Below are 15,000 nucleotides of genomic sequence, written 5' to 3' on the forward strand. Positions count from 1 at the left end.
CCGGGGGGGCCCCCACCCCCCCCCCCGCCCCCCCTCCGGGCGGCCCCCCCGGGGGGGGGGCGCCCGACGCGATCGGAGGCAGGGTGTCAGTGCAGGGTCTCGAGCACCTGCTGTGCCAGCGGAGCGGCCGAGGCGGGGTTCTGACCGGTGTACAGGTTCCGGTCGGCCACGGTGTACGGCTCCCATGCCGGGCCACGCTCGAACCGCACACCCAGCTTGTTCAGCTCGTCCTCGACCAGCCATTTCGCCTTCGGACCGAGGCCGACGGCGTTCTCCTCGTCGTTGGTGAACGCGGTGACGCGGTAGCCGGCGAAGGGCGACCGGCCGGATTCGTCGCGGGTGGCCAGCAGCGCGGCGGGCGCGTGGCAGACCACCGCGAGCGGGCGGCACGAGGCGAGTGCGGCGTTCAGCAACGCGCCGGATGCGGCGTCCCGCCAGAGGTCCTCCATCGGGCCGTGGCCGCCGGGATAATAAACCGCGTCGTAGCCGTCGAGCTGGACGTCGGACAGCGAGATCGGGTGGCGCAGCTCGTCGGCATCGTGGAGCACCGCGGTGAACTTCGCCGCCTCGTCCGCGCCGCCCGCCATATCCGGCGTGAGGCTCACCGCGTCCACCGTGGGCACGACGCCGCCGGGCGTGGCGACCACGATGTTGGCCATGACAATTCTCCTTCGTTGGTGGTCGGTCTTATTGCTGTGCGGCGAGCCGGGTGAGGATGTCGGCGGCGGGTTCGGCGGTCGCGTGCCGGTAGCCGGTACCCGCCCAGAGGTGCACGCGCTCAGGGTCTTTCGCCTGCACCGCCGCTCTGCGGAGCGGGCTCGTCAGGTGGTGCAGCGCCGGATAACCCGCGGGGGCATCGGCGGTGTGGGCATCGGTGAACTCGTTGCGCAGGCCGCGCGCCGGGCGGCCGGTGAAGGCCCGCGTGACGACGGTCTCGCGTCGCGCCGGGTCGGCCAGCGCGTCCCGATGCGGCTGGGACGCACCGCTTTCGTCCGAACGCAGCAGTACCGTGCCGACGGCGACCGCGGTGGCTCCGGCGGCCAGCGCCGCGGCGACGGCCTCCGGCGTCGCGACGCCACCGGCACCGATCAGCGGAACCCGCACGGCCGCACCGACTTCGGCCAGCAGCTCCGGCAACGCCACCGCGGGCGGGATCCGGTCGGGGGTCAGCGTGCCGGAATGCCCGCCCGCCGCGGACGCCTGCACGACGAACAGGTCGGCGTCGGTGGCCAGCGCCTCGGCGGCGGAGGTGACGGTCTGCGCCACCACCGTCCCGGCCGCCCGCAGCTCGGCGACGACCGCGGCGTCCGGCACGCCGAAGGTGAAGCTGACGACCGGAACCGGTTCGACCAGTAGCAGATCGAGCTTGTCCCGCCAGTGGTCGTCGTCCTCGGTGATCTCGATCTCGTCGACGCGGATGCCGTACCGGTCCGCCTCCTGCTGCATCTGCGCGCGGTACCGGCGGTAGTCGTCCGGATCCGCCGGCACCGGGTTCGGGGCGAACAGGTTCACTCCGAACGGCACACCCAGCGCGCGCACCTGCGCGAGCTGTTCGGCGAAAGCGTCCGGTGTCCGGTACCCGCCGGGCAGGAACCCGAGCCCCCCGGCCTTCGCCGCGGCCGCGACCATCGCCGGGGTCGTCCCGCCACCGGCCATCGGCGCGGCGAGGACCGGCAATCGCACCCCGAGATCCGCAAGCGAGCTGTGCATTGTCGACCGCCCTTCCGTTGTCTTCCTCCGAGTTCCACGCTAGGCATGCGCGGTTCCGCTGTGAAATGCCTGCCGGGCCGCGGCTATGCTCCGCAGGCATGGATGAGGACACGCCGCAGGGCCTCGAGATACGGCACCTGCGCGCGTTCGAATCGGTAGCCCGGCTGGCCTCGTTCACGCATGCGGCGCAGGAACTCATGATCACCCAGCCCGCCCTGAGCCGGACGGTCCGCCAGCTCGAGGACCTGCTGCGGGTAACGCTGCTGGACCGCTCGACGCGCCACGTCGCCGTGACCGAGGCGGGGCGAGCATTCCTGGGGCACTCGGTGCGGGTGCTCGCCGAACTGGATCGGGCCGTCGGCGCGGCGCGGCGGCAGGGCACTGTCAAACTCGGTTTCGGCTGGCTGCTGCCGACGCCGTGGGCGCAGGACACCGTCGCGCGCTTCGAACACGCCACAGGCAGCTCGGTGGACCTCGTCCGCACCGACGATCCGCTGGCCGCGGTGCAGCAGGAGCAGGTCGACGTCGCGCTGGTGCGCGGTGACGTGCCGAACTCGCGATTGCGCGTCGTGCGCCTGTTCGAGGAAACCCGCGTCGCGGTCTGCTCCGAGCGCTGTTCGCTGGCCGGCGAGTCCGCGGTGGACTGGTCCGAGATTCCGGAGTGGCCGCTGGTGGTCAACACGGTCAGCGGCACCACCGGCCCCTGGTCGTGGCCCGACGGCGACGGTCCGGCCACCATCGTCGAGACGGCGAACTTCGACGAATGGATCGAGAGCATCGCCGCCGGGCGCGGCATCGGGGTCGTCCCCGACGTCGCGGTCCAGCGTCACATCCATCCCTCCGTCCGATTCGTGCCGATCACCGGCGCCCCGAAGATCCCGGTGTCCCTGGCCTTTCTGCCCACCGCCAACGGCCCGGTGCTGCGCCGCTTCGTGGAGGCAGCGCTCGCGCACTGACCGGATGCTCATGCCGCGACGCAGCTCACGTCGTGGCTCGGCAGCGCCTGGTCGCCGGTGGCTCGCGTCGTTTACTGTCGGCGAGGTGAGCAACGATGAGGCCGAGCCGGTAGACGCCGCCGAGGGCGGGCAGGTGCGCGCCTCGACCCTCGAGCTGTTCTTCGATCTGGTGTTCGTCTTCACCATCACCCAGCTCGCCCAGGTCTTCGGGCTGCATTCCGGCTGGCCCGCATTCGGGCGGGTCGTGCTGATGTTCGGGGTGATCTGGTGGATGTACAGCGGATACGTCTTCCTGACCAACGAGGTCGCGCCCAGCAGTTCGGCGCGCCGCAGCTGGCTGCTGGTCGGGATGTTCGGCTTCTTCGTCATCGCGCTGGCGATCCCGGAGGCGTTCACCGGCTCCGGCCTGGCCTTCGGCCTGGGCTACTTCGTGGTCAACCTCGTGCACACCGGGCTGTTCTACGCGAACGGCGGGCGCGGGGCGACCTCCGCGATACTGCGCATCGCACCGGTCAACGCCGCGATCGCGGTGCTGGTGCTGATCGGCGGGATCAGCGACGGCTGGCCCCGGTATCTGCTCTGGGCGCTGGCCTTCGCGCTGCAGCTCGTCGCGCCCTACCTGGTGAATGTCGCCGGATTCCGCATCCGGCCCAGCCATTTCGCCGAGCGGCACGGGCTCGTGATCATCATCGCGGTCGGCGAATCGGTGGTCGCGATCGGCGCCGGACTGGCGGGCGAACCGATCACCGTCGGCCTGGTCGCGATGGTCGCCCTGGGACTGAGCCTGGCGTACGTCATGTGGTGGTCGTACTTCGGCCTGGACGACGAGGCCGGTGAGGCCGCGCTGGGCGCGACCCCGGTGCCCCGGCGGGCGCGCCGCGCCGCGGTGGCCTACGGCTATGCCCTGTATCCGCTGCTCATCGGCGTCATCCTGACCAGCGCCGGGCTTCGCCTGAGCATCGCGCACGGCAACCTGCCGGTGGGGTGGCCGGCGGCGCTGGCGCTGTCGGGCGGCGTCGCGCTGTATTTCGCCGGGCAGGCGGCGTTCCGCACGGCGCTGGGGCTGCACCGCCCGTGGTCGCGGGTGCTGGCCGCGCTCGCGGCGCTGGCGACCGCGCCGATCGGGATCGCCTGGGTGGCATGGGGACAGCTGGGGGTGCTGGTGGCCGTCGCGTTCGCCGCGGTGATCGCCGACGACATCGCCGCGCTGCGGGCCGGGGCCGTGAGCGCCTACGCCAGCCCGGCCTCGATGGTGATTCGGATTACCCTGCGCGACAACTGATTCCGCGCCCGCCGGGAGTGCTCAGCGCTCGGGCAGCGCGCAGCCGTCCGGGCCGCAGGCATCCGCGCCGCCCACCACTTCGAGCACCGGCGCCTGATCCGACCACGCGCGCTCCAGCGCCTGGGCGAAGACCTCGGGCGGCTGTGCGCCCGAGACGCCGTACCTGCGGTCGAAGACGAAGAACGGCACGCCGTTCGCGCCGAGCCGGGCGGCCTCGCGCTCGTCCGCGCGGACCGCGTCGGCGTAGGCCTCGGGATCGGCGAGTACCGCGCGCACGTCGGTCTCGTCCAGCCCGGCCTCGACCGCGAGCCGGACCAGCCGCTCACGGTCGCCGAACAGCGGCGCGTCCTCGGCGAAGTTGCCGCGGTAGAGCGCGTCGAGCAGCTCCTCCTGGGCGCCGTGGGCCAGCGCGTAGTGCAGCAGCCGGTGCATGTCGAAGCTGTTGCCGAAGTCGCGGCCGGAGACCTGGTATGGCAGCCCGACCGCCTCGGCCTGCGCGCCGATGCCGCGCTCGTTGGCCGCGGCCTGCGCCTCGCTGATGCCGTACTTCTCCGCGATGTGCGCGACGACCGGGCCGGTGTGATCGGCGGGCAGCGTCGGATCCAGCTCGAACGAGCGATGCACCACCCGCACGTCGTCGCGGTGCTCGAAGCCGTCGAGGGCCTGCTCGAAGCGCCGCTTGCCCAGATAGCAGAACGGGCAGTTGATGTCGGTCCAGATCTCCACCTGTACGGCCATGTCACCTCTTTCGGATTCGCGTTTCCCGTAGGGACAACTGCGAACCGGGGAGTCCTGTTCCGCGATGCGATCGCCGCCACATCCCGTCCCGGCGCCGCGAGCGGATCGGTTATTCGAGGTCACGGGCGGGTACGCGGCCGCGCCCAGGTGATGTGACGGGCATCACATAGTCGGCTGTCACGGATCGGCGGGCTGATTTGTCCCATGGCCGAACTCCCACCCACCGATTCAGGAGCGCATCATGAACGCCACCGCACCACACGAGATCGTCGTCCTGGGCGCCGGTTACACCGGCATGCTGGCCACCGTCCGGCTGGCCCACCGCACCCGCCGCCGGAACGTGCGGATCACCCTGGTGAACCCGTCCGCGCGATTCACCGAGCGGCTGCGCATGCATCAGATCGCCGCCGGTCAGGAACTGGCCCACCGCGACATTCCCGGCCTGCTGCAGGGCACCGGCGTCGAGTTCCGCCGGGCCGCCGCCGTCGCCATCGACCCGGATGCCCGCGCCGTCACCCTCGACGACGGCGACACCCTGCGCTACGACACCCTCGTCTACGCGATCGGCAGCCGCACCGACACCACCCGCGTCCCCGGCGCGGACCAGGCCTGGACCATCGACGATCCCCGCGTGGCGCGCCGGCTCTCGGTCCGCCTGACCGAGATCGCCGCGGCGCGCGGGACGGTGACCGTCGTCGGCGGCGGCCTCACCGGCATCGAGGCGGCCACCGAGATCGCCGAATCACACCCGGACCTGGTCCTTACCCTGATCAGCGCGCAGGAGCTCGGCGCGGGCATGGGCGACAAGCCGCGCGCCCACCTGAACCGGGCCCTGGATCGCCTGGGCATCGTGCGTCACGTCGGCACGAAGGTGACCAAGGTGCTGCCCGACGCCGTGCGGCTCGAGACCGGCGACCTGGTTCCCTCGGATCTGACCCTGTGGACGACGGGCTTCGCGGTCTCGCCGCTGGCCGCGAACTCGGGGATAGCCGTCGACGAGCGCGGCCTGATCGCCACCGATCCGACCCTGCGTTCGGTCTCGCACCCCGAGATCTACGCGGTCGGCGACGCCGCGGCCGTCCGGCAGACCTGGGGCGAGCTGCACGGCACCTGCCAGAGCGGGATGGCGAGTGCCGGATACGTCGCCGACAGCATCGCCCGGCAGCTGCGCGGAAAGACCGTGCGCCCCTTCCGATTCGGCTACATCCACCAGCCGGTGAGCCTCGGCCGCAAGGACGCGGTCATTCAGTTCACCGCCGCCGACGACACGCCGCGGCGCTGGTACCTGAAGGGTCGCGCGGCCGTCATGTACAAGGAATCGGTGAGCAGCAGCCCGTGGCCGACTTTCCGGATGAGCCGGCACGCGAACATGACGGTGCAGTTCTCGCGCGGTGGCCGCGCCAACAAGGCGCTCGACTGATGCGTAGCGTAACACCGGGATTCGGCGTGCCGGGCGCCGACTCGCGTTCGCCGCGGCGTGCGGAATCCGGACCGAAGGTGGAGGGGACGACGACCGGTGTTCCGTGCGCGGATTTCGTGAGCAGGCAACACGAGTACCGGACGGTTGGTTCGAACGGTAATCTCGATCGACTTTCGCAGGATTACCGTGCCGGGCATGCCAGGGCGGTCGACGTGTGTCGTGACATCGCGAAACCGCTCGCCGAGTGGCTGGTTCGCCGAGGTCTCGACCAGAAGGGATGGATCGCATGCAGGACATCACCCCCGGCGACCCGGAATCTACCGAGCCGCAGGATGATTCACTCGCCGACCCGTTCGCCGAGCACCGCCGCCTGCTGTTCGGCACCGCGTACCGGATGCTCGGCACCGTGACCGACGCCGAGGACGTGCTGCAGGACGCCTGGATCACCTGGAACGGCACCGACCGCGACGCGGTCCGGAACCCGCGCGCCTATCTGGTGCGGACCGTCACCAATCTCGCCCTCAATCGCCTCACCTCGGCCCGCGCGACCCGCGAAACCTATATCGGGCCCTGGCTTCCCGAACCCGTGCTCACCGAGCCCACCGCCGCCGAGGAGTCCGAGATGGCAGACAGCGTCTCGACCGCGATGCTGGTAGTCCTGGAGACCCTGACCCCCGTCGAACGCGCGGTCTTCGTGCTGCGCGAGGTATTCGGCTTCTCGCACGCCGAGATCGCCGGGTTCATCGACCGCCCCGAGGCCACGGTGCGCCAGATCTCCCACCGCGCCCGTAATCACGTCCAATCCCGCCGCCCGCGTTGCGATTCCGACTCCGCAACGCGCGGGGAGATCACCCGGAAGTTCCTGGCGGCCGCGCACGGCGGCGACGTCAACGCCCTGATGGAACTGCTCGCCCCGGATGTGACGCTGTGGAACGACGGCGGCGGCAAAATCACCGCCGCCCGCCGCCCGCTGTTCGGCCCCGACCACGTCGCCCGCTGGATGCTCGGCGCGATGGCCAAGCCGTCCTCGGCGGGCGCCCACCTGCAACCGGCCGAGATCAACGGCGAACTGGGCCTGCTCGTCCTGATCGGCGACCACCCCCTCGGCGCCCTCACCTACGACATCCTCGACGGCGCCATCCTGAACATCCGCTTCCAAGTGAATCCCGACAAGCTCGCGGGCCTGCGGCGAGAAGTGGAATAGCAAGCGTCGCAAGGAATCCCACTCGATTCGTAAAAGCTTGGGTGGTGGTACCCGGCTGCCGGTCCGTTTCCTGCCCCTGGCCCCTATGAGATGGCGAATTCTCGCCGGACAATGGGGTCGATGGTCATCGAATTCCAGGCCGAACGTCCTCGACCGCCGGTGACGGGGTCTGCAGTGCCACGGACGGGGTTACGGTCGGACTTCCGGCAGCGGCCGGAAGTCGCACTGCGGTAGGGAGTTTCACGCATGACCACCGACTCGAGGCGATCGCATCGCCGGACGCTCCGCGCAATCGTCTTCGCACCCTGGGTCTTCGCAATAGCGGCAGGTCTCGGTACGCCGGCCGCTACGCCGGTGGCGATCGCCGAGCCGGTTCCGATCGCCTGCGCCGCAAACGAATACGAGAACGTTGATGGCGACTGCGTGCTGCGGCCCGAACCCGTGCCCGGCGACGCCGTTCCGGCCGGAGCGACCGCGCGTTGCCGCGATGGCGACTACAGCTTCACCCGGCACCGCCGCGGCGCGTGCTCCGGCCACGAGGGCGTCGCGCAATGGCTGGTGTCCGTGCCGTGATGCCAGAGGGCCGGTAACTCGCCGCGGCCATGTCCCGGGGGTGGCGCCCGCACGGCGTCCTGGAGAATGGGGTGTTGTGTGTGCGGAGGAACTTGCCGTCGAGCCGGTGGTGGCCGCGCGGCGGCTGCTGGGGGCGACGTTGTGGTCGGGTCCGGTAGGGGTGCGGATCGTCGAGGTCGAGGCGTACGGCGGGGATCCGGCGGGGCCGTGGCATGATCCGGCGGCGCATTCCGGGCGCGGGCGCACGCCGCGCAATGCGGTGATGTTCGGGCCGCCGGGGGTGCTCTACGTCTACTTCAGCTACGGGATGCACACCTGCGTGAACGTGACCAGCGGGCCGGACGGCACCGCCAGCGCGGTCCTGCTGCGTGCGGGGGAGGTGATCGCCGGGCACGAGATCGTTCGCGCCCGGCGGCCCGCCGCCCGCACCGACGCCGATCTGGCCAGGGGGCCCGGCAATTTCGGCAGCGCGCTCGGAATCATCCTGGACGATTACGGAACCCGGCTGTTCGATCCGGAATCGGCGATCCGACTCGAACTCGGCGAGGAGATCGCCGATCCGGCGATCGCCGTCGGCCCCCGCGTCGGGGTCAGCCTGGCCGCCGATCGGCCCTGGCGGTTCTGGCTGCGGGAATCGGCGGCGGTTTCCGCGTATCGGCGCAGTCCACGCGCCCCGCGCCGCGCGCATGAGCCGTCCACCATGCCTAACCGGCCGTGACCTCCTCCCGCGACCATTCGGTGAACAACGTCCACAGCGTCTGCGTCGACACCTCGGTCCCGGTGCGATCGGTGTACCGCTGCACGTGGCGGGCGAATTCCCGCTCCTGTGCGGGCGAGAGTTTCCGGCCGAACTCGGTCTCCAGCACGTAGGCGATGCCGCCCTTGCCGGACTGGGAATTCACCCGGATCACCGCCTCGTACGTGCGCCCGACATCGGCGGGGTCGATCGGCAGATACGGTACCTGCCAAGGGATCTCGCCCTCGTCGGTGCCGAGGCCGGCGGCGCGCTTGCGGTGTTCGTCGAAGCCCTTGCGGATCGCGTCCTGATGCGTCCCCGAGTACGCGGTGTAGACCAGATCCCCCGCGTAGGGATGGCGTTCGGGCACAGGCATTCTCGTGCAGAACTCGACCGTGCGCCGGACCTGGTCGATATCGGAGAAGTCGATCATCGGATCGATGCCCTGGGCGTGCAGATTCAGTGCGAGCGTGGCGATGTCGACATTCCCGGTGCGTTCGCCGTTGCCGAAGATGCAGCCCTCCACGCGCTGTGCACCGGCCAGCACCGCGAGTTCCGCGCAGGCGATTCCGGTGCCGCGGTCGTTGTGCGGATGCACCGAGAGGATCACCCCGTCGCGGCGGGCCAGATTGCGGTGCATGTACTCGATTTGATCGGCGTAGACGTTGGGCGTGGCAACCTCCACGGTCGCGGGCAGATTCAGGATCACGGGCCGCTCCGGCGTGGCGTCCCACAGCTCGGTCATCGAATCGCACACCTCGAGAACGAAATCCGGTTCGGTGAGGTTGAAAACCTCGGGCGAGAACTGGAATCGGACGTTGGGCCGGTCGCCGGCCAGCTCCAGGATGTCGCGCCCGCCCGCGGTGATCAGCTCCGCCACCTCGGCGCGGGTACGGCCCAGGACGTGATCACGCCACATCGGCGCGGTCGCGGTGTACATGTGGATCACCACGTCGTTGGCGATCCCCTCGACCGACGCGACGGTCCGCTCGATGAGATCGCGACGGGCGGGGGTGAACACCACGATCGTGACGTCCGGGGGCGCCAGCGCGGGATCCTCGCGCAGCAGCCGGACGAAATCGAAGTCGGCCTGCGAGGCGCTGGGGTAGCCGACCTCGATCTCCTTGTATCCCATGGCGACCATGAGTTCGAAGAGCGTGCGCTTGCGTGCGGGATCCATCGGTTCGGCCAGCGCCTGATTGCCGTCGCGCAGGTCGACCGGCACCCACAGCGGGGCGGCGGCGATCCGGTTGGCGGGCCAGCGGCGGTCGGTGAGTGGTATCGAAACACGTTGGTACACATCGCGATATCTGTGCGATGGCATGACGGAGGGGTGCTGGCGATTCCAGGTCAGGGGAGCGTTCGACATGTTCGAAAGGCTTTCGCGTGGTCGGACGACCGGCGCAGCCCTGCAACCCGCGGGCGGGGTGCCGGTCGATCAGACCCCGCTGCGGCAGCAAAGGAGAAGCAGGCCCCGGTATCCCATGTGGCATAGACTAGACGGCGATAACTCCTCAGACAAGTAGAGAGGTGGACGAGTTTTGGCGCACGTGCAGCGGTACCCGCTCGCCGCGCAGGCAGCGGAACTACTCCTGACCCGGATCCGCGCGGGCGAGTGGCAGCTGGGGCACAAGCTCCCCGGGGAAACCACCCTGGCGGCCCAGCTGGGCGTGGGCCGGTCCACGCTGCGCGAGGCGATTCGCGAACTCGCGGGCAAGGGGGTGCTCGAAAGTCGGCAGGGTGCGGGCGTTTTCGTCACCGCGCTGGACATCACCGAGGATTGGGACGCGGTTCTGCGCCGCGCCGACATCGTCACCGTCCTCGAGGCGCGCATCGCCATCGAGGCCGAGGGGGCCGCGCTGGCCGCGGCGCGGCGCACGCCCGCCGATCTGCGCGCCATGTGGCGCGCCCTGTCCGCGCGCGCCGAGGCGGGGAACTCTGTCGAGGAACTCGTCGACGCCGATACCGCCTTCCATCGCACGGTGGTGGCCGCTTCCCACAACGACGTGCTCGCCGGCATGTTCGATGCCTTCGTCCCGCGGCTGCGGCACGCCATGGTCGACATGCTGCGCATCCGCCCGCTGCCGGATCCGTCCGCGGATCATCTCGCGCACGAGGTGTTGCTGGACGCGGTCCGCAAGCGCGATGCGGTGGCGGCGGCCGCCGCGAGCCGCATCCATCTGTCCGCCCTGAAGGAGACGCTCACCTAGCGCTGTTCCGCGCCGATCGGGGCGATGACCTGCCGAAAGTGTCGAATTCCGGCGCGGGCGATGAGTTTTCGGGACCCGCCGCGTCTTATCGGGCAAGCGCGCTCGACACCGCATCGGCTACCTGAAGGACACCATCATGACCGCCACCGCCCACCCCGCCCAGATCACCGTCGCCCCCGGCAAGGTCCGTAACCGCATTCTCTGGACCGTGCAGATCCTGCTCGGCGTCTTCTTCATCGTCGCCTCCGGCCTGCCCAAGCTGGTGGGAGAGGCCACCGCCGTGCACGTCTTCCAGCAGATCGGCCTGGGCCAGTGGCTCCGCTACCTGGCCGGATTGGCGGAGGTCTCCGGCGGCATCGGCCTGCTCATCCCGCGGCTGACCGCGGCCGCCGCCACCGGCCTGGCTGTGACCACCGTGCTCGCCGCGTGCACCCAGGCGTTCCTGTTGCACGCCCCGGCGATGGCGATCTTCCCGCTGGTCCTGGCCGCGATCTTCGCGACGATCGCGTGGCAGCGTCGCGCCAGCTTCTCGCTGACCTTCCGCTGAGCACACGCGCCACCATTTCGCCGCTTCCGAGGGGGAGCGGCGGAATTCGCGTGTGCGGAGCGTTGGGTGAGAACGGCAGGGAAGCGGGTGTGCGGCCGCGGAAGCGTGCGTCCTCGCGCTTATGCGCGCGGTTCGGCGCCCGACGCGGCGGCCCGTGACTCAGCCTCGCTCGCTTCCCCGCTCGCTCCGCGCCGATGCACGCCAGGACTCACCCCGTACCGCCGCTTGAAGGCCGCGCCCAGACTGAAAGCGGTGCCGTAACCGACCTGCCGCGCAATGGATTCGATGGTCGCATCCGTGCCGCGCAGCAGATCCGCCGCCCGTGCCAGCCGCCACTCGGTCAGATACGTCATGGGCGGTTCGCCGACCAGATCGGTGAACCGCCGGGCCAGCCCGGCCCGGGAGACGCCGACGGCGGCGGCCAACTCGCCCACTGTCCAGTCCGTGGCGGGATTGTGCTCGAGCAGTCGCAGTGCGCGGCCGACCACCGGATCGGCGTAGGCCCGGTACCAGCGCGGCGCCTCGGCCCGGGCGAACCAGGCGCGCAGCGCGGCGATCGTGAGCAGGTCCAGCAGCCGGTCCAGCAGCGCCGACTGCCCGGGATCGTCCCGCCCGGACTCGTCGGCCAGTAGGCCGAACAGTCGAGGGTCGACATCCTCAACGTCCAGCACCGCCAGCGCCGGCAGCGCCCGCAGCAGCCGGTCGCTGACGGTCCCGGCCACCTCGTAGGTTCCGGTCAGCAGGGCGGTCGCGCCGTCCGGGTTGGTGCCCCAGCTGCGGACGCCCAGATCCCATGTCTCGCACAGTGGTTCGCCGTCCGGAGTCGTCGTGGTCTGCCCGGGGTGCACCACCGCCTCGGGCGGCGTGGCCGGATCGTCGGCGACGGTGTAGGCATCGGGTCCGCGCAGAATCGCCACGCCACCCGCCTCGAGCCGGGCGGGCGGATCGTTGTCGGGAAGGATCCATGCCGATCCGCGCGTCACGACCACCACGGTGAGCGGTGCCCGATCGGCGATCCGCAGGGACCAGGGCGGATCCAGCAGCGAACGCATGACGAAGGCGCCACGCGCCCGCGGGCCGTCGAGTAGATCGGCAAGCGCATCCATTACTCGACAATCGCCCACCGGACGGCGCCGATCAACCCGGACCTGCCGCGCCGGGATCGAGACGATGCGGCGGATCATCACGACGACGCAGTGCGGCGGGCCTTCTTCGGCCACACCGCGACGAGCGCACCGCTCAGGGCCGCGAAGCTCAGCGTGGTGAGCACGGCGCGAACATTGTTGGCAGGCACCCACAGCGACTGGAAGTGGTGCCGGGCGGTGTCGAGATCGACCGCGGCCGCGAGCTGGTTGTTGAGCGGCACGTTGATGGCGACCGTCATCAGGAACCCGGCCACGGACAGGACCGCACCCGGCCAGACCCACCGGCGCAGCCGCCGATCCCGGCGCAGCACGATCGCCGCGGCCGTCGCGCCGAGCGCGGATCCGAGAAACGAGACCATGAAGGCGGGACCGACGATTACGACGTTGATCTTGTTCATGACCTCCACGAAGGTGCGGTCGTCCACCCGGGCGAGCGCCGGCATGACCGCGATGGAGAAGCCGTAGTACACACCGGCGAGCAGCCCGGTGGTGACCGTGGATACGGCCAGGGTGGCGACCGATGCGCGACCGGGGATGTGTGTCGCGGGGTCGATCGCCCGGAAAGGGTTGGGGCGGGCGGGGGAAACAGGAGCGGAATGCGTTGTCATGGTTCTCAGTACAGTCGCCCGGACTGCGACGGCACATGGTCTCGACGCTCGGATCCATACGCCGGCGTCCAACTCATCGCTCGTTTCGGCCCGACGCCATCGGACCTGTCTGCGGGCGGGCCGTGGACGTGCGGAAAGATGAGTAAGCGTGACCGTGGACATTATCGATGAGCTGACCTGGCGTGGACTGATCGCACAGTCCACCGATCTGGATGCCCTGCGGGCCGACATCGCCAAGGGGTCGATCACCCTGTATTCGGGCTTCGACCCGACCGCGGCCAGCCTGCACGCGGGGCATCTGGTTCCGCTGCTCACGCTCAAGCGATTCCAGCAGGCGGGCCACCGGCCCGTGGTGCTGGCCGGCGGCGCGACCGGGCTGATCGGCGATCCCCGCGACGTCGGTGAGCGGGTCATGAACTCGACCGACACCGTCGCCGAGTGGGCCGAGCGGATCCGCGGGCAGCTGTCGCGGTTCGTCGACCTGGACGACTCGCCCACCGGAGCGATCGTCGCGAACAACATGGACTGGACCGGGCCGCTGTCGGCCGTGGACTTCCTGCGCGATATCGGCAAGCACTTCTCGGTGAACGTCATGCTGTCCCGGGAGACGGTCAAGCGGCGCCTGGACGGCGAGGGCATCTCCTACACCGAGTTCAGCTACATGCTGCTGCAGGCCAACGACTTTCTGCAGTTGCGCCGCAACCACGGCTGCACGCTGCAGGTCGGCGGATCGGATCAGTGGGGCAACATCATCGCGGGTGTCGAGCTGAACCGCCGCGTCGACGGCGCGCACGTGCACGCGCTGACGACGCCGCTGGTGACCTCCGCCGACGGCAAGAAGTTCGGCAAGTCCACCGGCGGTGGCAGCCTGTGGCTGGACCCGGAGATGACCAGCCCGTACGCCTGGTACCAGTACTTCGTGAACACCGGCGACGCCGACGTCATCCGTTACCTGCGCTGGTTCACCTTCCTGGACCGCGAGGAGCTGGCCGAGCTCGAGCTCGCCACGACCGAACGTCCGCACGCCCGCGAGGCGCAGCGACGCCTGGCCGCGGAGATGACCACGCTGGTGCACGGCGCGGCGAATACCGCCGCGGTGCAGCTCGCCAGCCAGGCCCTGTTCGGCCGGGGCGATCTGAGCGAACTGGATTCCGCGACCCTGTCCGCCGCGTTGACCGAGGCGGCGACCGACAGCGAGGTCGCCGTCACAGCCGACGGCGCCACGATCGTGGACCTGCTGGTGGATTCCGGGCTTTCCGAAAGCCGCGGGGCCGCGCGCCGGGCCGTCAACGACAACGGGGTGTCGGTGAACAATGCCCGGATCAGCGATCCCGAGTGGACCCCCGGCGAGGGCGACTACCTGCACGGACAGTGGCTGGTGCTGCGGCGCGGGAAGAAGAATTTCGCCGGGGTTCGTCGCGCCGGGCGTTGACGGCCTGCGAGACCTGGGTCACAATCGGGTGACCCAGGTCCGCAAGGGCGCTAAACCTGGGGCGCTGACCTGCGCAAACGCCAGCTGTCTTGGGGATTTGACGTTGCGTTCTCCGACACGTAACTTATTCCAAGTCAGAGCGACACGGACACCGACCCGGGGCCGAGAGGCCAGGGAAACGAGGTAGGACGGAGAGCGCCTGGCGGCATGCGCAACTGATCTAGGTCCGGAGCTTGACTCTGGGGTTTAGAGCGGTTAGGCTGGGAAATCTGCCTCAAGAGAATGTCGGACGCAATTCCGGCTGGATCTTCAGTGCGTGTGTTCTTTGAGAACTCAATAGTGTGTCGATGAATGTCAGTGCCAAATATTTATTTTGGTTCCGGCGCTTACACCCCCGTGTGGGTGTCGGACATTTTTGTCAGCTATTTTCCGGCTGGCG

At 69.9% G+C, this 15,000-nt stretch carries 14 protein-coding genes and 1 pseudogene; 9 read left to right on the top strand and 6 right to left on the bottom strand.

What is annotated here, in order from left to right; genetic code table 11:
- Positions 1–86: 86 nt before the first annotated feature.
- The gene (locus KO481_RS36305) at positions 87–659 is read right to left on the bottom strand and encodes a type 1 glutamine amidotransferase domain-containing protein (protein WP_215923044.1); all 573 of its coding nucleotides are present in this window, start codon (positions 657–659) and stop codon (positions 87–89) included.
- Positions 660–687: 28 nt separating this feature from the next.
- Complete coding sequence (locus KO481_RS36310; RefSeq protein WP_215923045.1) at positions 688–1,710, bottom strand: nitronate monooxygenase; 1,023 nt, start codon at positions 1,708–1,710, stop codon at positions 688–690.
- A 98-nt stretch (positions 1,711–1,808) separates the two neighbouring features.
- Here KO481_RS36310 and KO481_RS36315 point away from each other — a divergent pair, with 98 nt between their 5' ends.
- Both KO481_RS36315 and KO481_RS36320 read left to right on the top strand, forming a co-directional pair.
- Positions 1,809–2,666: a LysR family transcriptional regulator gene (locus KO481_RS36315; RefSeq protein ID WP_245402023.1), complete on the top strand. Its 858-nt coding sequence runs from the start codon at positions 1,809–1,811 to the stop codon at positions 2,664–2,666.
- An 85-nt stretch (positions 2,667–2,751) separates the two neighbouring features.
- Positions 2,752–3,948, top strand: coding sequence for a low temperature requirement protein A (locus tag KO481_RS36320; RefSeq protein ID WP_215923047.1), 1,197 nt, complete (start codon positions 2,752–2,754; stop codon positions 3,946–3,948).
- Between the two features lie 21 nt (positions 3,949–3,969).
- Here the strand turns inward: KO481_RS36320 and KO481_RS36325 are convergent, their stop codons facing one another.
- Positions 3,970–4,686 carry a DsbA family oxidoreductase gene (locus KO481_RS36325; RefSeq protein WP_215923048.1) on the bottom strand — a complete coding sequence of 239 codons (717 nt, stop codon included), beginning with the start codon at positions 4,684–4,686 and terminating at the stop codon, positions 3,970–3,972.
- Between the two features lie 241 nt (positions 4,687–4,927).
- Between KO481_RS36325 and KO481_RS36330 the strand changes: the two genes are divergently transcribed.
- From KO481_RS36330 to KO481_RS36345, 4 genes are all read left to right on the top strand, one after another.
- The gene (locus KO481_RS36330; protein ID WP_215923049.1) at positions 4,928–6,106 is read left to right on the top strand and encodes an NAD(P)/FAD-dependent oxidoreductase; all 1,179 of its coding nucleotides are present in this window, start codon (positions 4,928–4,930) and stop codon (positions 6,104–6,106) included.
- A gap of 286 nt (positions 6,107–6,392) precedes the next feature.
- Positions 6,393–7,310 (top strand): RNA polymerase sigma-70 factor, encoded by a 918-nt coding sequence (locus tag KO481_RS36335; protein ID WP_245402024.1) that lies wholly within the window; start codon positions 6,393–6,395, stop codon positions 7,308–7,310.
- 354 nt (positions 7,311–7,664) lie between these two features.
- Complete coding sequence (locus KO481_RS36340; protein ID WP_308166920.1) at positions 7,665–7,883, top strand: DUF3761 domain-containing protein; 219 nt, start codon at positions 7,665–7,667, stop codon at positions 7,881–7,883.
- Between the two features lie 76 nt (positions 7,884–7,959).
- Positions 7,960–8,601 (top strand): DNA-3-methyladenine glycosylase, encoded by a 642-nt coding sequence (locus KO481_RS36345; RefSeq protein WP_215923052.1) that lies wholly within the window; start codon positions 7,960–7,962, stop codon positions 8,599–8,601.
- Between the two features lie 19 nt (positions 8,602–8,620).
- Here KO481_RS36345 and KO481_RS36350 read toward each other — a convergent pair.
- Positions 8,621–9,943: pseudogene (locus tag KO481_RS36350) on the bottom strand (2-isopropylmalate synthase); the annotation flags it as partial.
- Positions 9,944–10,160: 217 nt separating this feature from the next.
- Here KO481_RS36350 and KO481_RS36355 point away from each other — a divergent pair.
- Both KO481_RS36355 and KO481_RS36360 read left to right on the top strand, forming a co-directional pair.
- On the top strand, positions 10,161–10,829 hold the full coding sequence (locus KO481_RS36355; RefSeq protein ID WP_215923053.1) for a FadR/GntR family transcriptional regulator: 669 nt from the start codon (positions 10,161–10,163) through the stop codon (positions 10,827–10,829).
- Positions 10,830–10,965: 136 nt separating this feature from the next.
- On the top strand, positions 10,966–11,376 hold the full coding sequence (locus KO481_RS36360) for a DoxX family protein (protein ID WP_215923054.1): 411 nt from the start codon (positions 10,966–10,968) through the stop codon (positions 11,374–11,376).
- 119 nt (positions 11,377–11,495) lie between these two features.
- Here KO481_RS36360 and KO481_RS36365 read toward each other — a convergent pair whose 3' ends face one another.
- Together KO481_RS36365 and KO481_RS36370 are read right to left on the bottom strand one after the other, a co-directional pair.
- Entirely contained in the window at positions 11,496–12,482 is a 987-nt protein-coding gene (locus tag KO481_RS36365) for an AraC family transcriptional regulator (protein ID WP_215923055.1), read from the bottom strand.
- Between the two features lie 77 nt (positions 12,483–12,559).
- Positions 12,560–13,129: an anthrone oxygenase family protein gene (locus tag KO481_RS36370; RefSeq protein WP_215923056.1), complete on the bottom strand. Its 570-nt coding sequence runs from the start codon at positions 13,127–13,129 to the stop codon at positions 12,560–12,562.
- Positions 13,130–13,277: 148 nt separating this feature from the next.
- Here KO481_RS36370 and tyrS point away from each other — a divergent pair, with 148 nt between their 5' ends.
- Entirely contained in the window at positions 13,278–14,561 is a 1,284-nt protein-coding gene (gene tyrS / locus KO481_RS36375; protein WP_215923057.1) for a tyrosine--tRNA ligase, read from the top strand.
- Positions 14,562–15,000 lie beyond the last annotated feature (439 nt).

The sequence above is a fragment of the Nocardia albiluteola genome, assembly GCF_018860155.1.
Classification (GTDB): domain Bacteria; phylum Actinomycetota; class Actinomycetes; order Mycobacteriales; family Mycobacteriaceae; genus Nocardia; species Nocardia albiluteola.

Bases quoted from the DNA above. Each gene is read 5' to 3' on its own strand.
- KO481_RS36360 (WP_215923054.1), top strand. From the start codon at position 10,966: ATGACCGCCACCGCCCACCCCGCCCAGATCACCGTCGCCCCCGGCAAG.
- KO481_RS36365 (WP_215923055.1), bottom strand. From the start codon at position 12,482: ATGGATGCGCTTGCCGATCTACTCGACGGCCCGCGGGCGCGTGGCGCC.
- KO481_RS36325 (WP_215923048.1), bottom strand. From the start codon at position 4,686: ATGGCCGTACAGGTGGAGATCTGGACCGACATCAACTGCCCGTTCTGC.
- KO481_RS36370 (WP_215923056.1), bottom strand. From the start codon at position 13,129: ATGACAACGCATTCCGCTCCTGTTTCCCCCGCCCGCCCCAACCCTTTC.
- KO481_RS36315 (WP_245402023.1), top strand. From the start codon at position 1,809: ATGGATGAGGACACGCCGCAGGGCCTCGAGATACGGCACCTGCGCGCG.
- KO481_RS36335 (WP_245402024.1), top strand. From the start codon at position 6,393: ATGCAGGACATCACCCCCGGCGACCCGGAATCTACCGAGCCGCAGGAT.
- KO481_RS36305 (WP_215923044.1), bottom strand. From the start codon at position 659: ATGGCCAACATCGTGGTCGCCACGCCCGGCGGCGTCGTGCCCACGGTG.
- KO481_RS36330 (WP_215923049.1), top strand. From the start codon at position 4,928: ATGAACGCCACCGCACCACACGAGATCGTCGTCCTGGGCGCCGGTTAC.
- KO481_RS36310 (WP_215923045.1), bottom strand. From the start codon at position 1,710: ATGCACAGCTCGCTTGCGGATCTCGGGGTGCGATTGCCGGTCCTCGCC.